The sequence below is a fragment of the Melioribacter sulfuriphilus genome, from assembly GCF_051488685.1.
In the GTDB taxonomy this organism is placed as follows: domain Bacteria; phylum Bacteroidota; class Ignavibacteria; order Ignavibacteriales; family Melioribacteraceae; genus Melioribacter.
In genome coordinates this window covers 23,320-44,745 of sequence record NZ_JBPSEH010000004.1, presented here as the reverse complement: position 1 = coordinate 44,745, position 21,426 = coordinate 23,320, and the positions used below count along the sequence as shown (strand labels likewise).

Sequence of the window (21,426 nt, the reverse complement as noted above, 5' to 3'; positions counted from 1 at the left end):
CTCATTTTTAATGAGACATAGTTAGCTAAATGTTCTGTTCTTTAAGAATATAGTCTGATATTCTTTGGCTTTTTAATTTTTCTATCAATAGTTTTTCTTCATTTACCCAGAACGAATGGAACTTACAACCAAACATTAACTCACAAACAAAATTTTCATTCAAACAATCATTAAACTTTACCTTGAAACCTATAGTATTTAATACATCATACATTGAAAGCTTTTTGGGATTGGCTTTAAGAAATATTCCACCATATTTGCCTTGAATAGAACCTGTAATGTTAGCTTTATTTAATTTATGAATAATCCGAGCTGCAAATTTTGGGGAGATAAACAATCTTTTTGATAGTTCTTTAACAGAAAGGTATTCGTTTTTTGGTAGCCCGGCTAAATAAGCAATCATCCTCAGCGCATAATCCTGTTCACGAGATATGAAGCTGTTTCTTTTCATTTCTAAATATTACCTATATGGTAATGTTTAAAATAATTTTTTCCTTTAGAATTTCCAAAACATATTTTTATTCTTTTTTGCCAGCTATAATAAAAGTTGATTTGTATTACTGCACCTGAATTAATCATTTAGAATAAATAGATCGATAATCTCTACTTTGATAACGTTAATTTTAGTTGAATTTCAGCAATCCATTTTTTCAAAGAGCGATAATATATTAATGGCTTACACAATTTTTGGGAATAACAAATGATTTTCACATAAAGCTTATCTCAGTCATTCTACCGAAGTCATAGCTGTTACCCGCATTTCTGGAGCAATTTTATACTGTATTTACGTGTTTAAGTTTGACCATCATTCATAAATCAGCTCATTATTCTGTTAAAAAACTCTTATAAGAAATCGGGTTAATTAAGTGGAAATATTTTGATTCTACGACTACTTAAGAAGCGTTATAATTTACTCTCGACGGGATTTTGAGTTTTTTTATCCTAAATTTGAGTCGGCATATAAATATTTGCCATTTTAATATTCTTATGATGGAATAAACTTACTGCTGTACAATCTTTTCAATTAAATTTACAGGCAACAAACAGTAGAATCTGAAATTTGTTTATTTGGGCAGGAATGTTTTTTAGTTGCTCAACAATTTTTTATTCGTTAAAAGAGCAAATACTTTAAGTGTTCGCAAAAAATAAAATAACTAAATTCACAATTAATATTGCAAACATATCATGAATTCCAGCATTCCAACACAGAGTCTCGACCTTATTTATAATATTACTAACTTGTTAATTTTGACAACAAACTAATTTAGAATTTTCAACAAATCTCTTTCGAGTGTTTTATCAGGCACTTCAATAATTCTTCCTTTTTCTTTGCCGCTTTTGTATACAATAAAAGTGGGCACTAGTAAAATTTTTTTATCGCCGATGTTGAAATTCCCTGCGGTTTTATTTCTATCAACTGCGATCATTCTGATATTTTCTTCAGGGAAGCTGCATAGATCGAGAATTTTTAAGAATCTCGGTACTTCCCTGCGGCTATCGCTGCACCATGTGCCAAAGATAATCTCTATTTCGTAATCTCTTAGCTTATTTTTAAGTGTATCAATTACAAGTTTATCGGGCAAGTAATTTTCATATTCATCGCTAAACCATACCGAATAAACTGTGTCGTTAAATTCTTCTCTTTTAATTTCTCCTATCAATATTTTCTTGCCGGATTTTTCGTCGAAAGTAAAGTTACATTTTTCCTGTGAATAGAAAACATTCGCAAGGAGCAAAAGAAATAGAAGAACTTTCATTTTGATCCCATATTAATGTTTCTGATATCGAGTCCCCAGAAAAGTTTATCCCTGAGAATCTCAAAATAGTTAGATTTATTCGAATGGACGAGATTAAAGCTATTTTTGCCTTTAGTAATTTCAATAGTTACGGGTGTATTGCGTGAAATAGTACGCTGACCGTCACTGTTAATGTTTACTTTTCCATAGAGAGAACGTGCTACTATTGTAATCTTCTGCTCGCCCGATATTACGAGAGGTCGCATTGTAAGTATATGAGGCGCAATAGGACTCAATGTAATTGCTTTGGCTTTTGGATTTACAATCGGCCCACCGGCAGCAAGAGAATAGCCAGTACTGCCGGTTGGAGTTGCAACTATAAGACCATCGGCAGAAAAGGTAGAAACATAATCGTCATCAATTTTAATTGTAAGTTCAATCAATTTTGACCATGAGCCTTTATCGATTACAATGTCGTTAATTGCGTATAATTCTTCATCTAACCCTTGGATTTTGCCTCTCAAAGTCATTCTTTTTTCGACGAGGTAACTTCCTCTTTTCAAATCGTTTAATAGTTCTTTAAATGAATTGACGTCAAACTCAGCAAGGAATCCCATCTTACCAAGGTTTACACCAATTATTGGTGTTTCAGTATTCCTAATTGAATAAGCGGTCGATAAAATTGTGCCGTCGCCTCCAATCGATACAATCATATCAGAAAATTTAATTAATTCATCGAGAGGCAGAAAATTCGAATTCTTTATAGAATCTGTGAACTCATCGTTCATGCCCAGCATTATATTCGACAATGCATATTCTACGCCTGCATCACGGATTTGAGCAACTAACGAATCAATAGTTTTAATAATGTCCTCTTTTGATATGTTCGGGATAAGACCTAATCTCATTTTCGATTCATTTCCCATAATTTTACATATTTTGTAAATACATAGAGCGACGAAAAAACAGATAGAATCAAACCATTAAGACCATCCAGAAATCCAAGACGAAATATATACATTTTGAAAAATAGAAATGGTGGACGCAGTAAAAGATCCGTAATTCCAGCTCTTTTGCCTTTTTTGTATAACTCTTCAGCTGCCAGCGAAGTATAATTATTAAATTTATCGAAATAATGCCTGACATTCGGGTCGGTGTAGTGATTCAAATCGTTTTTAAGATAACCTTTTTGTCCTTCGATTTGCAAACCTTCATGAACATTTTTTGTATCGAAACGCGTCTTGTTTTTATCAAAAAGGCGTACAACATAGCCGGGATACCAGCCGCAATGTTTAATCCACTTTCCTAAAAAGAAAGCTCTTCTTTTAATGTAATACGCATCGTATTGAGGATTACTTGTCTTGAAATTTTTTAATTCTTCTTTTAGTTCAGGAGTCAACTCTTCATCGGCATCGATCCAGAGAACCCAATCAAATTTTGCTCTGGACAGCGCGTAATTTTTAGTTGGTCCGTAACCCAGCCATTCGACAATTTCATAATTAATATTGGGGAAAGACTTCACAATTTCCTCTGTTCTGTCCGTTGTTTTTGAATCGATTAGAACAACTATGTCGTCAATAACACCGGTCAAACTATTCAAACATCTGCCAATATTATATTCTTCGTTGTAGGCAATTATAATGGCTGATAAATTAATCATAATCAGGCAATATCTCTGAACTGAAGTTCATATAATTTTTTATAAATACCATTTTCGTTCTTGATCAAATCTTCATGTTTGCCGTCCTGAACAATTTTACCATGTTCGAGTACGAGAATTCTATCGGCATTTCGAATTGTGCTGAGACGATGCGCAATAACAAATACGGTACGGCTTTGAAGTAATCTTTCAATAGCCTCCTGTACAAGAACTTCCGATTCATTGTCGAGAGATGAAGTGGCTTCGTCGAGAATCATGATAGGAGGATTTTTGAGGATTGCCCTGGCAATTGATATCCTCTGACGTTGACCGCCAGAAAGTTTTGTCCCTTTTTCCCCTATAATCGTATCGTATTGATGAGGCAATTCCATTATAAAATTATGTGCATTGGCTGCTTTAGCGGCTTCAATTATTTTTTGATCGCTGCAGTCTGTTAATCCATACGCAATATTGTTTCTCACCGTATCGTTGAAGAGTACCGTTTCCTGTGTAACTATCCCCATCAGTTTTCTCAGGTCTTCAATTCTGAAAGAACGGATATCAACACCGTCGAGTAATATTGCTCCTTCGACAGGGTCGAAAAATCTGGGAATCAAATCGACAAGTGTAGTTTTGCCAGCTCCACTGCTTCCGACAATTGCTATAATTTTTCCTTTATCAGCTGTAAAACTAATATCATCGAGCACAAGCGATTTTGAGTCTTCATAATGAAAGGATACATTTCGAAATTCAAGTTTATCATTGAATCCATTGAGCGGGACAGGTTTATCCGGGTCTTTTATTGACGGCTCGGTATCAATTATCTCGAAAATCCTATCTGCAGCTGCACTCGACTCCTGAATTCTATTGTTAACACTGCTCAGTTCTTTGACCGGTGGCATTAGCTGAAAAATGGCAAATAGAAATCCAATAAATTGACTTGCAGTAATTGATTTATCGACGAGTACCAGTTGAGCACCGAAATAAATAATTACCACGCCAACAATAACGCTTAGAAATTCTGTAGTGGGACTCGAAATATTTCTTATACGTGTAATTTTTAAAGAGAGCTTGAAAAAACTTTCGGTTTCGTCTTCAAATTTTTTGTTTTCATATTCTTCCATACCAAAAGCTTTTACAATTTTGATTCCAGTAATGGTTTCGTGAAGACGATTAGTAAGATCTGCAATTTTCTGCTGTAGCAAGCCGCTCTGTTTTCTAATAATTAATCCGATATAACTAATTACAATCAGTGAAAAAGGCAGAACAACAAGAGAAAAAAGAGTTAGTTTCCAGCTGATAGCAATAGCAATACCCAGGAAAACTATTATCTTTAACGGTTCTCTGATAAGGTTCAGAAATACGGCGGAGATACTTGAATTGACAGCGTTGACGTCGTTCATGATTCTTGAAATCAAGTTTCCCGTCTTTTCGTTCTTGAAATAACTCATTGGCAATTTATGCAGATGGCGATAAGCCTGATTGCGTAAGTCTTTAATTACACCTTGCTCGACGAATGCCAGAAAATAAGCCTGGAGATAGCCGAATAAATTTTTTCCAAGGAAAGCTATAATTATAAGCAGACAAATTTTAATCAATACTTCCGAGATGGAGCCCGTAAAAATAAACATCTGAATTTCATTCAGAAGTCGATTAAGTTGCTGCACAAGTGAGATATCGCCAACGGAATCAACTCCGCTATTTTTTAAAGCAGACGACGATGAAGCATTGCTTACGCCTTTTTGTTGAAAAAGAGTATCGAGCAACGGTATCGACAAATAAATCGAAGCGCCGTCCAGTAGAGCCGAAAAAATCGTAAATATTATCGAAGCCGTAAGATGTTTCCAGTACGGTTTGAGATATCCTACTATTCTAAAGTATGTTTTCATAACATAAACTTAAGCCCGCATCCACCAGGAATAGTAATGCGGTCATATATTTCATCATTTACATAATCGTATATCCCGACACCAGATATACCGTTATTTTCTTCATCAAAAAATAATAAGTTTCCACGAACTAATAAATTCATGAAAGAAGGTCCATGAAAAGTTTGTTGTATACGCATCGCATAGTTATCGATAACAATCAACTCCGACTTTTTATTGTTTTCAGCTGGTTTAAATATCAGGAAGAGATACCGATCATCTGGGGTCCATACATTTCGGAACAATTTCCCTTTATATTCTTTAATGAGAATTTCTTTATTCTCATCGATGCTCTTCAGATAAATAAAACTCGTACTATCCTCATAAACGCATCTCAAGTGGAATCTAACTTTTGGGGAAATCGAAACAGTCCTTAAAGACGAAGGCGTTGGAAATCCGTCCTTCGTTAAGTTAAATCTTCTTTCTGATAATTTCACTGAATTACCTGTTTTGTCAAAAGAATAGATAGTCTGAATGAGTATTTGAGCATTCAAAGTATCTGGTTTTGTAAAATTAACTTTGAATGTGTCTTTATTTTCCCAGTATGAATAAATTTGCATTCCCCTGCCGAAATAAAAAAGTTCATTTAGATCATCACTCTGATTCTTATAGTGATATAACCTGGCATCTCTTACGTAAGGGAACTCCCCTTTGCTACCCCAGCTCAATGCGGTAAGAATAAACGCATAATTCCAGTCTTCAGAATAACTGAGAGAAAGAACCTTTCTGCCCCAACGACTCCAGTAAGGAGTCGATTTCTTTTTTACCAAATCGTATTTGTATAGTGATTGCCTACCCTGATAGTACCCGATAAATAATATTGTACGGTAACTATCTTTTACGAACCTATTTTTATAATAAATTCTGTAGTTATAGTTCCTTAACTTTCTGAACAAGTTAAATCCAGCTTCTCCGGCTTCGAATATTGTTGGATAATTGCCTACCAATAAAAGATAACTGCCTGATAGTTTTTTTTTCACCACATAATCTGCCAATACAGAATCACCGAGTTTTTCAGCATATCGAATTAACTTAAGAGAATCCGGGGATTCTTTCAGCGCAATGGAATAACCATCTTTAACTTTGATTTCATTTTCAGTACTGCAACTTATTGCCAGAGCAATAATTGAAAATATCAAGAGTGATATTTTGATTAGCTTTCCATACATAAATTATCCGCGTGGATGGTGGTCCCTGTGCATTTGTTTTACAAATTCCCTATCGACATGCGTATAAATCTGGGTTGTGGAAATATCGGCATGACCGAGCATCTCCTGCACAGCTCTTAAATCGGCACCTCCTTCAATTAGATGCGTGGCAAATGTATGTCTGAACGTATGAGGATGAATTTCCTTATTTATTCCTGCTTGTTTTGAATATCGTTCAAAAATTTTCCATATCCACATTCTCGATAATTTTGTTCCGCGTCTGCTCAGGAAAACAAAATTTTCTGATCTAATTTGATTCTTTAAAAAAGGTCTGCCCATTTTAAGATATTCGTTAATCCAGTAAACTGCGCTTTTGCCTACAGGTACAAATCTTTCTTTTGAACCCTTGCCAAGAACTCTAATCACTTCATCATCAAAAAGGAGGTCGGTCATCCTCAAATTTATCAATTCCGATACTCGTAAACCTGAAGAATAGAACAATTCGAGAATGGCTCGGTCACGTAAACCTGCAGGCGTTGAAACATCAACACTTTGTAATATTAGATCAATTTCTTCGACGGAAAGAACTGAAGGAAGTTTTCTTGATATATGAATCCCTGTAAGTTTTTCTGTAGGGTTTGACGAAACATAATTCATATTTTCAAGAAAACTCCAGAAACCTCTTAATGCGGACATATATCTTGCCGAAGTAGAAGAATCGATCCCGAGTTGTCTCATTTCTTCAAGATATTTTGAAATAACTTCAGAAGTAACATCGTTGAGGTCGGAAACATTTTCTCTGTATAAAAAATCGAAAAATTTTTTCAAATCGGATTGATAACTACTGACGGTATTTTCTGAAAGGTTTTTTTCGTACAGAAGAAGAGTCAGATATTCTTTAAGAAAAGACTCCATCTTCTAACCTTCTTTCTTGTTGTTTTCCATTTCGTCCTGATTCGGGTATCGGATTCTTTTATGATGTTGACCCAAAAGAATGTTTTTAAATGACTCTTTTATTTTTTTTATGTCGCTGAAAGTTAAAGAAGAATTATCTAACTGACCATCGTTAATGCGATCTTCTATAATATTATCGATAACATTTTCTATTTTAATCGGAGTAGGTTCAGTAATGGCGCGAATTGTCGATTCGCACGCATCAGCAATCATAACTAATGCAGTTTCTTTCGTGTTTGGTTTTGGACCTTTATATCGAAATTCATCGATGTTTACATTTGCTTCGCCGTATAAATCTTTAGCTTTTTCAAAAAAGTATTTAAGTACAATTGTTCCGTGATGCATTGGTATGAAATCGATTATTTCCTGAGGCAACTTATATTCTTTTGCCAGCTCAATTCCTTTTGTAACGTGCTCAACAATAATTTTTACACTTTCTTCTGGTTTCAACTTATCGTGAATATTTTCAGAACCAGATTGATTTTCAACAAATGCCGTCGGTTCTATTAGTTTACCGATATCGTGATAATAAGCGCCCACTCGTGCAAGTATTGGATTGGCAGAAATTTCCACCGCTGCGGATTCAACCATAGTTCCAATTATCATCGAATGATTGAAGGTACCAGGAGTTTTTCTGGCAAGTTCCTTGAGTAATGGATGATTAAAATCTGTAAGTTCCAGCAGTGTGAGGTCAGTTGTAATTGAAAATATTTTTTCGATGAAAATTATTAGTCCGTATGTTAACACTGGACTTATCAATGCATTAGAAGCGGCATAAATCAAACTGGAGCCTATTGTACTTAGAGTATCGATCCTTTCGAGACCGAATGCAACTATGCTGAGAAAGTAGCCGAATAGAATAAAAATGAACGATCGAAAAATTTGGTTTCGATTTTTGATATCCCTGACTGTATAAGCTGCGATGGCTCCTGCTACTATATTTATCACAGCAAAAATATAATCGTTACCTCTCAAGCCAGCCACAATCAATGAAGTCACAACTGTCCCATAAAATCCCACACGAGAATCGAAAATTATCGTTAACAACATCGATGCAACTGCCACCGGCACAAGCAATTCAGCCTCTACGGGTAAATCAAGCTGATAAATCAGATACGCAAAAAAGCTTATGAAAAGAAATATAATCGAGATTAGAAGTATTCTGACGTTATCATTATAAATTTTTTTTCTGAAGAGATAGATATACAAAATGAACGGAAGCAATATAATTCCAATGTGTAAAAATTTTCCGATGCCTTGTGTAATCTTTCCTGGAAAAGTTATCTCTTCACCTTTAGCAATTCGGTAAGAGTCGATTTTTTGTTTTATTTCAGGAGTAATCCGATCGTGCTTGGCAACTATTCTTTCGTTTTCATTTACTATACCAATAGCTCTTGGCACGCGATCCATGGCAATCTGTATTGCTAACTGGGTCTCGTCGTAGCTATAATTAATGTTCGGTTTTAAGAAATAGAGTATATACTCCGTGAGAGCCGAAATTAGTTTGTCGTCATTTCCCACATTTGCCCTTAAAAAACTTTCGATAAATTCACTCACAGAAGAGATGTCGAAATAAAATGTTTTTGGATATATCCGTTCATATCTGCCCTGTCGCACAGTTATGCTATCCCTGCTAATATCATTGTATTGCTGGTCAATTAATCCACGATTATAAATTCTTATTATTAGCTCTTCTGTTAATTTAAGCAGGCTTCTGAAAGATCGGGTTTGCAAGTTGCTGAATGATGCTGGATTTCTTTTCAAACGATAAAAGATTTCAGCAGATGAATTGCTAAGAGGAATATGTTCGAAAAATTCTTCCCTCGATAATTTTTGCTGAAGAAATTTATTATACCTTTTTAAAGAGTCAAGACTCGCCTCGATAACATAATCGTCCCTGATGAAAACTGGTAATACTTTAGATGCGGCAGCCTGCCTTTCTTTTCTGTAAGTTTCAGGATCTTTAAGAATTTCAAAAGTCTTTGATGCGATAAGGTCATCCTGAATCCAGATTGAGCCGACATTAACTTCCGATTCTATAGTTTCCCCTGTTGGAAACATAAAGACAATAAGCAATACCATCACAAAAGCTATTAAAAGCTTAATCTTGAAGTCGGTTTTAAAATTTCTGTTTTTAATGAAATTCATTCACTACCTTACTTTTAAGAGCAGATGAAGGAATTCATTGATACCCCCATTATTATTGTCACTTTTTGTAACCATATCTGCCAATCTTTTTAATTCTGGTATTGCATTTGCCATGGCAATTTTCACTGCTCTCGTTTCAAACAGAGAAATATCATTGTACCAATCTCCTATTACAGCCGTTTCTTTTATGCTGATTTTTAATTTACGGCAAAGTTTGAGCAAGCCTTTGCCTTTACTCGACCCGATATTTCTGATTTCAAGATAGTAAATTCCGCCGTGGTTGTGCGATTTATAATAATTGCTACGAACACCGTAGACGTAAGGAAAACTCATCTTATGAGCTATCTTTACAATGTTATCTTTGAAATCGTTCATCATAACTATTTCGAGTACGTCCGAAAGATAATCATTATAATCGTCAACTTTCTTAAATATTGCGCCGTATTTCTCCAGTAATTCTACTGCAAGAGAGTTTCTTGTAGTGTAATAAACTGCATCGGTGCTGCACAGAACGTGAGTCATAGAATATTTTGCCGCAAGCGAAAGCGCACGTTTAACATGCTTGTCTTTAATGCACGACTTATATATAATTTCGTTTGTAAGAGGATTTACAATATGAGTACCGTCCAGTGCAATTATCGGTATTTTGATACCGAGATTCAAAATGTGCGTTACAACAGTGTTTGCCAGACGCCCTGTAGCAATTGTAAACATCACCCCTTTTTCTTCGAGCAACTTAACGAGCTTAATTGTATCTTCATTTAATCTATCATTACTATCGATTACTGTACCGTCAAGATCGAAAACTACTAGTTTGATTTTTCTTAAGATATCTGGATTAATCATAATAATTGGAACATTTGATATTTATATATAGGAATTTGATAAACATATATCAATAAATTTATTGAATTCTATTTGATCGAGTTTTCGAGAACGGATCAGTCCTGTTGAAGTTCTTTCAAAGCTTCTTCGACTGTATCGTGGATATAGAGTACTCTGTCGAGTTGAGAGATTTGAATTAAAGCCTTTACGTTTTTTGTGGGGGATGCCAGTTTAAGTATGCCGCCATTTGCCTGAAGAATTCGATATGCCAGCAATATTGCACTCAATCCAGAACTATCGCAGTAATCGACTTCCGAAAGGTCGATTATAAGTTTATTGATATCACCTGTATGTAGCAGAATTGTAAATTCACCTTTAACAAAACCAGCAATTGATGTGTCCAATCGTTTTTCGTTTAGCTTGAATATAGCTATATCTTCTATTTTTTTTAATTCGTAATTAATATTTTCATTCATTCTTATATCTTTTTTTTCTCTTTTACAAATCTAATAATTCATTCAATTATTAAAAAGAAATATGTTAAAACATACTAAAAAAACTTAATAAACTTCTGTAGAACACAGCTGGTTCTTTTGTCCTTGAATAATAGTGGAAATTATAAAATTCCATTAACTCGCCGTTGTCAGAAGCAAAGCGGATTTTGCTATTTATCGAATTAGAAACAGCTGCGAAGAAAAGCTTACCCGGTCGATTTAAATCGATTACAAGATCACAAACAATCTTATTAAGTTTATCAATCAGTTGTTTTGATGGCAAATTCAATCTCGTAATATCATTATCATCGTATTCAATTTTTGTAACGTTATCAGATATTTTTTCCGATAGTTTCCTGTTAACAAACACAGTTGTTTCTTTCCCGTGCAGCGTAAAGTATCTTACTACATCAAGCGCTTCGTCGAATCCTGCAAGTTTCTCAGGCATTATTATAAATATTTTCTTCGATTTTCTTATTAGTCCGTTGAATACTGATTGTTCTTTTGGATTTTTCTTGAATTTCAATTTAAGAAAAAACTTGCCGATGTTGTATTTTAGTTTTTCCAGCATTTAAGTTATTTAAGCATATTTAAAAATTCATCTTCGTTTATAATTTTAACTCCGAGCTTGCGTGCTTTGTCGATCTTTGAACCCGCTTTTTCTCCTGCTATAAGATAATCGGTATTTTTGCTGATTGCCGATAATACCTTGCCGCCGTTGGCAACGATTAATTCTTTAGCTTTATCGCGGGACATCGATGAGAGGGTACCCGTGAGAACAAATGATTTTCCTGCGAGTTTGTTAGATAATTTTTTCTGCTCCAATTTAAATTGAATACCGGCTCGGCGCAGTCGCTCGAGAATATCGAGATTTTTCGAGTCGGAAAAGAATCGTTTAATGCTATTGCTGACGCTGGGCCCAATATCTTCTATCGATTCAATCTCCTCTTGGCTGGCATTTATCAAAGCATCAATTGTACCGAAATGTTCGGCCAATTTTTGGGCTGCCCCTGCACCAACGTAACGAATGCCAAGTGCAAAAAGAACTTTGTCGAAGTTTCTTTTTTTGCTCTCTTCGATGGCTTTGAGTAAATTGTCCACGCTTTTTTCGCCCAATCTTTCAATTTTTATCAGTTCGTCGCGTTTATCCTTTAAGGAATAAATGTCTGCTACATCTTTTAGGTAACCAAGATCGACAAATAAACTAATTAACGATTCGCCCAGTCCGTTTATATCCATCGCACCTCGTGAAGCAAAATGGGCAATTCGTCCTTTAATTTGAGCGGGACAAGCAGGATTCTCGCAGTAGATTGCAACTTCCCCTTCTGGTTTAAAAAGTTTTGAATTGCACACAGGACATTTATCTGGCAAACTTACTTTAACTGAATTTTCTGGACGTAGACTTAAGTCGACTTCGACAACTTTCGGAATTACATCGCCGCCTTTTTCTATTATAACAGCATCTCCTTCCCTTATATCTTTTCTTCTAATTTCTTCGATGTTATGAAGAGTTGCTCTGCTAATTGTAGAGCCGGCCAGAAAGACGGGTTCCAATTCGGCTACCGGAGTAAGTGTACCTGTTCTTCCCACCTGCCAAACAATTTTTTTTAATTTTGTTTTTTCCTGAGGTGGTTTGAATTTGAATGCGACAGCCCATCGTGGCGATTTGGCAATATTACCAAGCATTTGTTGTTGTCGTATTGAATTTACTTTTATTACCGCTCCGTCAATTTCATAAGGCAATGTATAACGTTTTTCTTCCCATTCTCTGCAAAACGTAATTACATCCTCTATCGACCTGCACAATCTGTAATTTGGGTTAACAGGCAATCCCATTTTTTCGAGCAGCTTTAGGTTCTGAAAATGTTCTTTGAGTTCTTCATTTTGTGAATAGAGATAATAAACAAAAATTTTGAGGGGTCTTTGGGCAACTTCTTTGGGATCGAGAAGTTTAATTGTCCCGGCAACCAGATTGCGTGGATTGGCAAAAGTTTTTTCACCGTTTAATTCACGTTCAGAGTTAATCTTTTCAAAGTCACGGAGTTCCATATAAATTTCGCCACGTATTTCCACGTCATTCAGCTTATAACCTTCAATTTCAGTATTAATTGAAAGAGGAAGCGATCTAATGGTCTTAACATTATTTGTAATTTCTTCGCCGGTTGTACCGTCACCTCGCGTTGCAGCTCGTAGCAAAATTCCGTTTTCATAAATTATCGACACAGATACACCATCAATTTTTAATTCGCATACATATTCAACACTTTCACCTTCGGGTAGCCCTTCTTTAACTCTGCGATTGAAATCATAAAGTTCTTCTTCGTTATACGTGTTCGAAAGAGAAAGCATAGGAATACGATGAACAACCGGGTTGAATTTATTGGTAATATCTGAACCGACTCTTTGTGTTGGGGAATCGGGTGTTATGAGTTCAGGGTAAGCCTTTTCGAGTTCTAAAAGTTCATTGTATAATCTGTCGTATTCATAATCTGAAATAACAGGTTGAGCCAGCACGTAATATCTATAATCGTGCTCCCTAATTAAACGACGTAATTCTTCAATTCTTTTTTGAGGATTTGTTTTCATTTTTCACTTTTACAGGAATTAAATAAGAACGAATAGAATCGGGTGTAATATAATAATTTCTAACTTCTGCATATCCTCCGACAGATTCTATCGGTTTGCCGTTGAAATTCATTTTTACATATGCCGCATTACCCACAGCCACATAAAATCTATCAGCAGCTTTGAAATTTAATGCAGTATTCGGCGAAACAATTTTTTCAATTACTAACACACTATCGCATACTACTTTAATCCAGACAGCACCCGTAGTTTCTAAATGTAATTGAAGACTGTCGTCTGCAAGAGAAGATAACTGTTCTTCAACTGGAATTGACGATGAATCGATTTCGAATCGTTCCTCTTTCGATTCTGCTGTTGTTTCCGGTTCAATTACCGTGAGCTCGGATTTTTTATCAGGCAGGAACAAAAAATAAATCAAAAAAACTACTGCCACTAACGCAGCTACCAAATAGACATATTTTTTATTCAATGGATTGGGAGAAGAAGTTTTATATTCAGGAAATAGTTCACTGGAACCGGGTAATTCTTTTTTTTCTTCCTCAGAATTAATCAGTGCTCCCTCTACTTCTTTTATACCTTTTTTTGCCGTTTGATATTTTTTTACAGTGTCTTCCGGATTCAATCCGATAAATTCGGCATATTCCTTAATAAAAGCTTTTATGTAGATTTCAGGGAGGACATCAAAATTGCCTTCTTCAATTTGTTTTAAAAAATTAATATCGATGCGGGTATGATTTGAAATTTGTTGAAGCGTAAATCCTTTTTCTTCACGAAGGGATTTTAATTCTTCGGCAAATTTTTTGACGGCTTCTATAGCCATTTTAAATCTCTATTTGATTTTTATTAATTTCGCCGCGAACGACCCATCGACTCCATGAATATGCGGGAATGTACTGACACAACCGTTTTCGTCTAGATAATCTTCTGCAATTATGTCTCCCGCAGGTATTAATTGAAAATCGGGATTATTGTCTAAGAATTTTTTAATCAGTTCATAATTTTCTTCAGGTTCGATCGTACAAGTGCTATAGACAAGACTGCCTCCTGCTTTGAGCAACGATGCACCTTTAGTCAATAAATTGTATTGAATATTAACAATTTTTCTGATATCTCCCAAATCTTTCTTCCACTTAAGGTCGGGTTTTTTGGTTAGAGTTCCCAGGCCTGAGCACGGCGCATCGACTAGCACTCTGTCAAATAGCTGTTCGTCTTCGTATTCAAGCGCGTCGATAGCCTTTGTTTGAACGTTGGTCACTTTGAGTCTTAAAAGATTCTTTTCCAAAATTTTCAATCTGCTTTCAAAACGGTCAAGCGCCACAATTTCGCCTTCATTTTTCATCAAATCTGCGATAAAGGCAGATTTGCCACCAGGTGCAGCGCACAAATCCAATACTCGCATTCCCGGCTCAGGATTTAATAATTTAACCGGCAGTCCTGTACTTTCGTCTTGAACGGAAAAATATCCGAGTTTGAAATATTTCCAGTCAGTAATATTTACAAGATTATTTAATCTTATAAATTCAGGTAACAATCTGCTATCGGTGTATTTCAATTCAACTTCATCTAGAAGTTTCTTTAATTCATCTTTAGTAGTTACGAGATTATTAACACGAAGTGCCAGCACCGGTTTGTTGTTGTTGGCAGCGAGCAATTTTTCTGTATTTTCCCTGCCATATCGTGCCAGCCACCTTTTAACCATCCACGTTGGATGGGAATAATAAGTACTTAAATAGGCAACCAGGTCTTCTTCTGGATCTGGATATCTGATGGATTCTTTGTTTCTAATTATATTTCTCAAAAGTGCGTTTGTAAGGTCGGCATATTTCTGACCCTGCAATTTTTTTACGAATTCAACAGCTTCGTTGACAGCAGCATAATCAGGAACTTTATCCAGAAAAAGAATCTGATAGAGAGCTACTCTCAATGCGTTTTTTACATTTGGAACACACTTTGAAAACTGTCCTTTAAAAAAACCTGTTAAAATCCAATCGAGTCGCTCCATCCATCTCATCACACCATGTACAATTTCGAAGAGAAGCGCTTTGTCTAAACTGTTAAGATTGGAATTCTTTAATTCAATCTCGAGTAATTTATCCAGGTATGCATCGGTTCTATCAACACGGTTGAGTATTTTTATAGCTTCTCCTCTTACACCTTCGTAAAGGTTGGAACCCATTAGATTTATTGTGGTCGTTTCATTCATAGTTTTAATGGTAAATTGTAACAGGAAGGTTTTTAAAATTAAAAAGGGCTGCCAACCTACAGCCCACTTAAATACAGAAAAAAATTATGCTTCTTTAATGCCGTATTTTTTCTTAAACTTTTCTACGCGTCCTGTAGAGTCAACAATTTTCTGTTTACCAGTAAAAAATGGATGGCATTCAGAACAAATTTCGAGTTTTATACTGCTTACAGTTGAGCGCGTAATAAACGAATTACCACAGACACAGGTAACTTCACATTTTCTGTACGTTGGATGTATTCCTTTTTTCATCTCAGAACCAATTAATTTAATTTTAGGCAACAAATTTAACTATGAAAAATGAAAAAACCAAATTCACCTATTTCAATTCCTTTTGTAATTGAGACGAATCGGCAGCTTTTTTAAGAGAATCGATCATTTTCCTGTATTTTCTAATCATTTCCGGATCAGGATTCCGACGCACGAAAAATCCGTCGAATTCGGGAATATCCTCACCAGCTTTCACAACGCTTCCCTGTAATAAAGAAGAACGTTTATAATTTTTACCTGCAATATAATCATCCAGTGCAACCGACTTTCCTGGCAAAATGGGATAATTACGTACATTACCCTTTTGCTCCTCGATTTTGTCGGTAAAATTATCTTCCCGGGATTGCAATATATTCTCTTTAGAACTTTCCTTTTTTTGAGTCGATGGAGTGGTCTGGTGATTAAGTTCGCTTACAATAACCTGTGGTTCGGACATCAATGGATCTTCGTAATTTTGTTCACCAGGAAGGAATAGAACAAATAGCACTATTACCGTAGCCACAACAACCGTAGGAGCAAGGAAACGGATCAGTCCGAACTGCATTCTCTCGCTTTGGTTAGCATTCCCGAAATTACCGTTTTCAATACGTGTCATAAGAACGTATTCGAAATTATCATCGGCTTTGATGCGAGGAAGCTGTCTGAGGTCTTCAATTAGTTTTGAATATTTTTGCTCTTCATCATTGTAACGGTTTACTTCCATAGGCTACTCGTTATATATGTTTTTTAATAATTTTTGTAATTGGTTTCTTCCGCGATTAATTCTCGATTTTACTGTTCCCAGAGAAACATTTGTAATCTCAGCAATTTCTTCATAGCTGAGACCTTGAATATCCCTAAGAATTACCATTTGTCGATAGACCGGTTTAATTTTCATCAAAGCTTTCTGAATATAGTCATTCTTGATATTGCTGTCGGTTATGCGATCTGGGAGGTGAAAGGATTTATCTTCTACCTGGATTTGTTTATCTTCATCCGAATTTGTAAGCGAGAGAATTGACCGACGACGTCTTCTCTTTAGTTCATTTTTTGCTAGATTTCCAGCAATCGTATAAATCCACGTGGAAAACTTGGCAAATTCTCTGTATGAGTCCTTATTTAAATAAAATTTTATCATTGTATCCTGGACTATATCACTACATACATCCCGGTCGCCGACAAACCGATATACAAAGTTCATTAAAGGGTCCTTATAACGTTTAACGAGAATTTGATACGCTTCCAGATCATTTGTTTCCTGAAACCGTTTAATTAATTCTTCGTCAGTAAGTTCATTTAATATACGATTGTTAGGCAATTATACTCGTCCATTATTGAGTTTGTTTCAAACAATATTTAGATAATTGGCTCAAAAATAATGAAATAATATTAGTTAATAGGTAAAAATTTTTCAACCGATAATTTTAGCCAGAAGTTGTGTTACTATATCTTTCGGCTCTGTTTGAGTAGTTTTAACTGCAAGATCTGCTTCATACAAAGCTCTTGCCGCTTTTCTCAAGCGACTTTCATTTAATAGAAATTTCGCCTTTTTACAATTTATATAGTAAAACCAGCTAACCCCTAATTTAGTAGAGGCTTCCCTGTCATTTATGTTCATCCGCATAAGTTCCAGCGTTTGAGTAATTGTCAGTACATATTTGGACATCATATTAATCAACATCGCAATTTCCATATTGGAGTCGAGCAGATTGAAAGAAATCTCGAGCGCTCTGGCAATATTACCCACACCAATTGCATCCTGCAAATCGAAAATGGTATAAGTTCTTGTTGGATTAATTAATTTTTTAATGTCTTCAAATTCTGCATCCGGTTTAGAGATGAGATAATCGGCTATTTTGTCGAGCTGAGAATTTAAAAGCGATTTACTTTCACCAACTATTTCGATAAAAATGCGTATTTGTTCCTCGTTAAAATTAAGATTCAATTTTCTCATACGATTGGTTAGCCAGTTAACAAGATCCTCGCCACTTTCTTCCATTGCTTCGTATAAGTAGCCTTTCTCATTCAGTAATTTAAATGGTTCTTTGTTGAGTTCGGTTTTTTCAGCATATTGAAGAATTACTAATACTGTAAAATCGGGAGGATTATCTAGATAGTTAACTAATTCCTTTTTGTTGTTAATATTTTCAAAATTTTTTATGATTAGTAATTTTTTACCACCTCCGAAAGGGAAAGCAAGTGCGAGGTCAATTATCCTGTTTATATCTTCGCCCTTTTCTGCTGCTATTATCTCCTTATCAAATTCAGAATTTATTTGTGGCGCCAGTTGCTTCTGAAGATAATCGACAGCCGACTCGAGCGAATACTGGTCGTTGCCGCATAAATAATAAACTGGCTTAAAAATTCCCTTCTTAATCTCTTGAATTATTTGATTTACGGATTTAACCGATTTTATTGCCATTGCTTTTCTTCATTTTTTCTTTTTTAATTGCTTGCCACAAAAAATACAAAAAGCCACCCCACAAAAGTAAAATTATAAACGCTCCATAGATAACTGTTAACAATTTAATAATCCTTAGCTTTTTTGTAATTGTTATATATGCCGTTCAAAATAATAAGTAAAATTATTACACTACTCCATTGGAATAAACAGGTACCCAGATTATCTCGATGGAAAGGATGCCACCATTGTGGATCCCAGGAAGTTGATGAAAATAACCACCAGAAAATTAAAACAATTACTTCAGCAGGTATAACAAATTTAATCAATCCGTTGAACCAACTACCAACTTTCAAGTCGCTATCGGGGTTATTGAGTATCCCCCTTCGGAATCTATCTACGCCGTATTTATTTATAGCCAGGGCAATGAAAGCCCCGCTTATCAAAAGAGCAATACCCCAGACCCAATCCTGATTGATTAAAAAGTCTACATTTAATGCCGACGGAATTCCAAAAATAAATCCCGCTGAACCAGCAGCCAATATCGATTTTTTCCGTTCCATTCCCACATCGCTCAAACTTTTAGCAGCCAGTTCAACCATAGAAATCAGGGAAGTTAATGCTGCAAAAGAGAGAGCCATAAAAAAGAGAATCGCAAAGATTCTATTGAGCCAGACATAATTGGACATTTTACTGAACAATGATGGTAAATAAATAAATGTCAGTCCGGTATTTGCAGGTCCAGATTCTGAAATTATCGAAAGCGGGGAATCACCGCCTAGAGCAAAAACAGTCGAGAAAATAATCATTCCAGACAATAATGAAATAGAATTATTACCAAAACCAATTAGAGCTCCGTTAAGCGTAACGTCTTCTCTCTTTTTCATGTAGATAGCATAAGTCATTATTAATCCCCATCCGGCTCCTGTATCCCATGCATTTTGAGTTAGTGCATTTAACCAGACACGGTAATCGAATAGATATTTTTTTTCTGGAGTGAAAAAGAATTTCAGGCCTTCAATAGCACCAGGCAATGTAACAGCTCGGACCAGGAGTATGAAAAGCACCACCACAAGCGAGGTTACAAGTACTCTGTTTACCTTTTCAATTCCTGCTGTTATCCCTCTATAAATTATAGCGGAGCTAAGCAAAATAGCGATGAAATGAAACAATAAAGGTAGAATTCCAGAGCTAAAATTATTCCAGTAATTCATGTGGTCAGTAGTAATAAAAAGCGCTCCGGTTAAAGAGGAATAAAGATAATATAAAGCCCAGCCTGTAACTACCGAATAATAGAACATTATGGCAGTTGATACAAATGCAACGAAGGCACCCATCCAGCCGCTCTTTTCTCCTGCGAAGTACCGAAATGCAAAGAAAGGAGATTTTCTGGCAGTTTTGCCAAATGCAAATTCAGATATTATAAGAGGTAAAGACCATAAGAATAAAAATATAAGCCACGGTATTAAAAATGAACCACCACCGTTTGTGGCTACTATTCGCGGGAATCGCCAGATGTTTCCCGTACCAACTGCAATTCCAAGCGTAGAAATTATTAAACCCCACCTTGAAGAGAAAAACTCTTTCTGACTCATCTAATACTTTCTTTTTTCGACGGTAACGTTTTTTATCGACACCGGTATTACGGGTCTGTCGTTTTCATTTGTAGGTACCAGGCTGATTTTTTCAACAATATCCTGACCTTTACGAACCTTCCCAAAAACGGTATGCTTTAAATTGAGCCATGGCGTTGCTGCTACAGTTATAAAAAACTGGCTTTTGTTTGTATTTGGACCTGAATTAGCCATAGAAACAGTACCAGGCGAATCGTGCTTCAAATCCGCTGAGAATTCATCTTCAAATGCTTCTCCGTAAATACTTTTACCTCCCATCCCGGTTCCTGTGGAATCACCTGTTTGTATCATAAATCCTTTAATAACGCGATGAAAAATCACACCGTTATAATATCCCTCTTCGGAGAGGCTAACAAAATTTCGAACAGTTCTGGGTGCTGCAAAAGGGAACAATTCTATTTCGATTATTCCGAAATCGGTATCGAGTATTGCATACAATTTTTCATTATTATTTAGAGTCAAAAGACTATCAATTTTATCCGGTTGGGCAAAATCTGATTTTTCTTGCGATCTGCATCCGATAAATATTAATACTATAAATAAAACTAAGAAGATGGTTTCTGTCTTTTTCATATCACCCGTTAATAAGTTGAAGCTGCAATAACAATAAAATTATTATTCCAGCGCAGATACGATAGACTACAAACAAGAGTGTGGTTTTCTTTTTAAGATAGCGGAGCAAAAATTCGATTGAAAGATATCCCACGACTGCAGAGGAAAGAGTTGCCACACCCATGTTAATTATTTGTCGCATATCGATGTACTCAAGCGCTGAATATAATTCATAAAGACCACTAGCTAAAACAGCCGGGATGCTCATTAAGAATGAGAATCGAGCTGCTGTTTCTCTTTCCAATCCAAGAAAAAGTCCGGCAGTTATTGTAGTGCCCGATCGCGAAGAACCTGGTATTAATGCAATTGTCTGAGCCAATCCAATTATCAACGCATCGTACCATTTTAAATCTTTCATACCTCGTTTGTATTTACCAGTTTTATCAGCTATGAAAAGGATAACTGCCAGCACAATAAGGTTAGTAGCGATAACATAAAGATTCTTTGTAAAGACTCCTTCAATAAAATCTTTGAATAATAATCCGACAACTGCAACGGGAACAGTAGCCAGGATAAGGTACCAACCCATCAGAGAATTTTGAGATTGAGTAGTTAAATTAACTTTCGATTTTTTATTAAAGAATGCAGCAATATTTTCTTTCGTAAAATCAACGGCAATCAACTTAATATCATTATAAAAATAAACCAGAACTGCCAGCAAAGTGCCCAGTTGAATTACTGCAATAAAAGCAGTCCAGCGCTCGGGATTTTCCAGCGAAATGAGATTCATTAATTTGCCAGCAACAGTTAAATGTCCGGTACTGCTTATTGGCAAATACTCGGATAAGCCTTGAATTATTCCCAATAAAATCGATTCTATAATGTTCATA

General features: G+C 35.6%; 21 protein-coding genes. All 21 read right to left on the bottom strand.

The annotated features are described in order from the left end of the window. Nucleotides 1–25: 25 nt before the first annotated feature. The gene (locus tag ACSSV9_RS06645; protein WP_437346465.1) at nt 26–451 is read right to left on the bottom strand and encodes an RrF2 family transcriptional regulator; all 426 of its coding nucleotides are present in this window, start codon (nt 449–451) and stop codon (nt 26–28) included. A gap of 808 nt (nt 452–1,259) precedes the next feature. Next, a complete protein-coding gene (locus ACSSV9_RS06640) occupies nt 1,260–1,757 on the bottom strand; it encodes a thioredoxin domain-containing protein (RefSeq protein WP_437346464.1) in 498 nt (165 codons plus the stop codon). Next, nucleotides 1,754–2,644: an NAD(+)/NADH kinase gene (locus ACSSV9_RS06635; RefSeq protein WP_437346463.1), complete on the bottom strand. Its 891-nt coding sequence runs from the start codon at nt 2,642–2,644 to the stop codon at nt 1,754–1,756. Before ACSSV9_RS06635 ends, ACSSV9_RS06640 begins: the two co-directional genes overlap by 4 nt. Next, a complete protein-coding gene (locus ACSSV9_RS06630; protein ID WP_437346462.1) occupies nt 2,641–3,396 on the bottom strand; it encodes a glycosyltransferase family 2 protein in 756 nt (251 codons plus the stop codon). Before ACSSV9_RS06630 ends, ACSSV9_RS06635 begins: the two co-directional genes overlap by 4 nt. 2 nt (nt 3,397–3,398) lie before the next feature. Continuing rightward, nucleotides 3,399–5,264, bottom strand: a complete 1,866-nt coding sequence (locus tag ACSSV9_RS06625) for an ABC transporter ATP-binding protein (protein WP_437346461.1) — start codon at nt 5,262–5,264, stop codon at nt 3,399–3,401. Then, a complete protein-coding gene (locus tag ACSSV9_RS06620) occupies nt 5,261–6,472 on the bottom strand; it encodes a hypothetical protein (RefSeq protein WP_437346460.1) in 1,212 nt (403 codons plus the stop codon). The genes ACSSV9_RS06625 and ACSSV9_RS06620 overlap by 4 nt, the downstream gene beginning before the upstream one ends. Nucleotides 6,473–6,475: 3 nt before the next feature. Further along, the gene (gene xerD, locus ACSSV9_RS06615; protein WP_437346459.1) at nt 6,476–7,366 is read right to left on the bottom strand and encodes a site-specific tyrosine recombinase XerD; all 891 of its coding nucleotides are present in this window, start codon (nt 7,364–7,366) and stop codon (nt 6,476–6,478) included. A 3-nt stretch (nt 7,367–7,369) separates the two neighbouring features. Beyond that, the gene (locus ACSSV9_RS06610) at nt 7,370–9,553 is read right to left on the bottom strand and encodes an HD family phosphohydrolase (protein WP_437346458.1); all 2,184 of its coding nucleotides are present in this window, start codon (nt 9,551–9,553) and stop codon (nt 7,370–7,372) included. Between the two features lie 3 nt (nt 9,554–9,556). Then, nucleotides 9,557–10,399 (bottom strand): Cof-type HAD-IIB family hydrolase, encoded by an 843-nt coding sequence (locus ACSSV9_RS06605; RefSeq protein WP_437346457.1) that lies wholly within the window; start codon nt 10,397–10,399, stop codon nt 9,557–9,559. Between the two features lie 95 nt (nt 10,400–10,494). Continuing rightward, nucleotides 10,495–10,854, bottom strand: coding sequence for an STAS domain-containing protein (locus ACSSV9_RS06600; protein ID WP_437346456.1), 360 nt, complete (start codon nt 10,852–10,854; stop codon nt 10,495–10,497). Nucleotides 10,855–10,918: 64 nt separating this feature from the next. After that, entirely contained in the window at nt 10,919–11,443 is a 525-nt protein-coding gene (locus tag ACSSV9_RS06595; protein ID WP_437346455.1) for a hypothetical protein, read from the bottom strand. A gap of 5 nt (nt 11,444–11,448) precedes the next feature. After that, nucleotides 11,449–13,458 (bottom strand): NAD-dependent DNA ligase LigA, encoded by a 2,010-nt coding sequence (ligA, locus tag ACSSV9_RS06590; protein ID WP_437346454.1) that lies wholly within the window; start codon nt 13,456–13,458, stop codon nt 11,449–11,451. Further along, nucleotides 13,430–14,278, bottom strand: coding sequence for a helix-turn-helix domain-containing protein (locus tag ACSSV9_RS06585; protein ID WP_437346453.1), 849 nt, complete (start codon nt 14,276–14,278; stop codon nt 13,430–13,432). Before ACSSV9_RS06585 ends, ligA begins: the two co-directional genes overlap by 29 nt. A 9-nt stretch (nt 14,279–14,287) precedes the next feature. Next, nucleotides 14,288–15,661 carry a 16S rRNA (cytosine(967)-C(5))-methyltransferase RsmB gene (rsmB, locus tag ACSSV9_RS06580; protein ID WP_437346452.1) on the bottom strand — a complete coding sequence of 458 codons (1,374 nt, stop codon included), beginning with the start codon at nt 15,659–15,661 and terminating at the stop codon, nt 14,288–14,290. An 84-nt stretch (nt 15,662–15,745) separates the two neighbouring features. Then, nucleotides 15,746–15,952, bottom strand: coding sequence for a 50S ribosomal protein L31 (gene rpmE / locus ACSSV9_RS06575; RefSeq protein ID WP_437346451.1), 207 nt, complete (start codon nt 15,950–15,952; stop codon nt 15,746–15,748). A gap of 67 nt (nt 15,953–16,019) precedes the next feature. Next, a complete protein-coding gene (locus ACSSV9_RS06570; RefSeq protein ID WP_437346450.1) occupies nt 16,020–16,673 on the bottom strand; it encodes a hypothetical protein in 654 nt (217 codons plus the stop codon). A 3-nt stretch (nt 16,674–16,676) separates the two neighbouring features. Beyond that, the gene (locus ACSSV9_RS06565) at nt 16,677–17,267 is read right to left on the bottom strand and encodes a sigma-70 family RNA polymerase sigma factor (RefSeq protein ID WP_437346449.1); all 591 of its coding nucleotides are present in this window, start codon (nt 17,265–17,267) and stop codon (nt 16,677–16,679) included. A gap of 93 nt (nt 17,268–17,360) precedes the next feature. Next, on the bottom strand, nt 17,361–18,371 hold the full coding sequence (gene holA / locus ACSSV9_RS06560; protein WP_437346448.1) for a DNA polymerase III subunit delta: 1,011 nt from the start codon (nt 18,369–18,371) through the stop codon (nt 17,361–17,363). 104 nt (nt 18,372–18,475) lie between these two features. After that, on the bottom strand, nt 18,476–19,945 hold the full coding sequence (locus tag ACSSV9_RS06555) for a sodium-dependent transporter (RefSeq protein ID WP_437346447.1): 1,470 nt from the start codon (nt 19,943–19,945) through the stop codon (nt 18,476–18,478). Then, a complete protein-coding gene (locus ACSSV9_RS06550) occupies nt 19,946–20,557 on the bottom strand; it encodes a peptidylprolyl isomerase (protein WP_437346446.1) in 612 nt (203 codons plus the stop codon). 1 nt (nt 20,558) lies between these two features. Then, a complete protein-coding gene (gene uppP, locus ACSSV9_RS06545) occupies nt 20,559–21,425 on the bottom strand; it encodes an undecaprenyl-diphosphatase UppP (RefSeq protein WP_437346445.1) in 867 nt (288 codons plus the stop codon). Nucleotide 21,426 lies beyond the last annotated feature (1 nt).

Excerpts from the sequence above, each read along its gene's own strand:
- ACSSV9_RS06550 (WP_437346446.1), bottom strand. The coding sequence starts at position 20,557 with ATGAAAAAGACAGAAACCATCTTCTTAGTTTTATTTATAGTATTAATA.
- ACSSV9_RS06625 (WP_437346461.1), bottom strand. The coding sequence starts at position 5,264 with ATGAAAACATACTTTAGAATAGTAGGATATCTCAAACCGTACTGGAAA.
- ACSSV9_RS06570 (WP_437346450.1), bottom strand. The coding sequence starts at position 16,673 with ATGGAAGTAAACCGTTACAATGATGAAGAGCAAAAATATTCAAAACTA.
- rsmB (WP_437346452.1), bottom strand. The coding sequence starts at position 15,661 with ATGAATGAAACGACCACAATAAATCTAATGGGTTCCAACCTTTACGAA.
- xerD (WP_437346459.1), bottom strand. The coding sequence starts at position 7,366 with ATGGAGTCTTTTCTTAAAGAATATCTGACTCTTCTTCTGTACGAAAAA.
- ACSSV9_RS06635 (WP_437346463.1), bottom strand. The coding sequence starts at position 2,644 with ATGAGATTAGGTCTTATCCCGAACATATCAAAAGAGGACATTATTAAA.
- ACSSV9_RS06605 (WP_437346457.1), bottom strand. The coding sequence starts at position 10,399 with ATGATTAATCCAGATATCTTAAGAAAAATCAAACTAGTAGTTTTCGAT.
- ACSSV9_RS06640 (WP_437346464.1), bottom strand. The coding sequence starts at position 1,757 with ATGAAAGTTCTTCTATTTCTTTTGCTCCTTGCGAATGTTTTCTATTCA.
- ACSSV9_RS06555 (WP_437346447.1), bottom strand. The coding sequence starts at position 19,945 with ATGAGTCAGAAAGAGTTTTTCTCTTCAAGGTGGGGTTTAATAATTTCT.
- ACSSV9_RS06595 (WP_437346455.1), bottom strand. The coding sequence starts at position 11,443 with ATGCTGGAAAAACTAAAATACAACATCGGCAAGTTTTTTCTTAAATTG.
- ACSSV9_RS06630 (WP_437346462.1), bottom strand. The coding sequence starts at position 3,396 with ATGATTAATTTATCAGCCATTATAATTGCCTACAACGAAGAATATAAT.
- uppP (WP_437346445.1), bottom strand. The coding sequence starts at position 21,425 with ATGAACATTATAGAATCGATTTTATTGGGAATAATTCAAGGCTTATCC.
- ACSSV9_RS06585 (WP_437346453.1), bottom strand. The coding sequence starts at position 14,278 with ATGGCTATAGAAGCCGTCAAAAAATTTGCCGAAGAATTAAAATCCCTT.
- ACSSV9_RS06645 (WP_437346465.1), bottom strand. The coding sequence starts at position 451 with ATGAAAAGAAACAGCTTCATATCTCGTGAACAGGATTATGCGCTGAGG.
- ligA (WP_437346454.1), bottom strand. The coding sequence starts at position 13,458 with ATGAAAACAAATCCTCAAAAAAGAATTGAAGAATTACGTCGTTTAATT.
- ACSSV9_RS06620 (WP_437346460.1), bottom strand. The coding sequence starts at position 6,472 with ATGTATGGAAAGCTAATCAAAATATCACTCTTGATATTTTCAATTATT.
- ACSSV9_RS06600 (WP_437346456.1), bottom strand. The coding sequence starts at position 10,854 with ATGAATGAAAATATTAATTACGAATTAAAAAAAATAGAAGATATAGCT.
- ACSSV9_RS06610 (WP_437346458.1), bottom strand. The coding sequence starts at position 9,553 with ATGAATTTCATTAAAAACAGAAATTTTAAAACCGACTTCAAGATTAAG.
- rpmE (WP_437346451.1), bottom strand. The coding sequence starts at position 15,952 with ATGAAAAAAGGAATACATCCAACGTACAGAAAATGTGAAGTTACCTGT.
- holA (WP_437346448.1), bottom strand. The coding sequence starts at position 18,371 with ATGGCAATAAAATCGGTTAAATCCGTAAATCAAATAATTCAAGAGATT.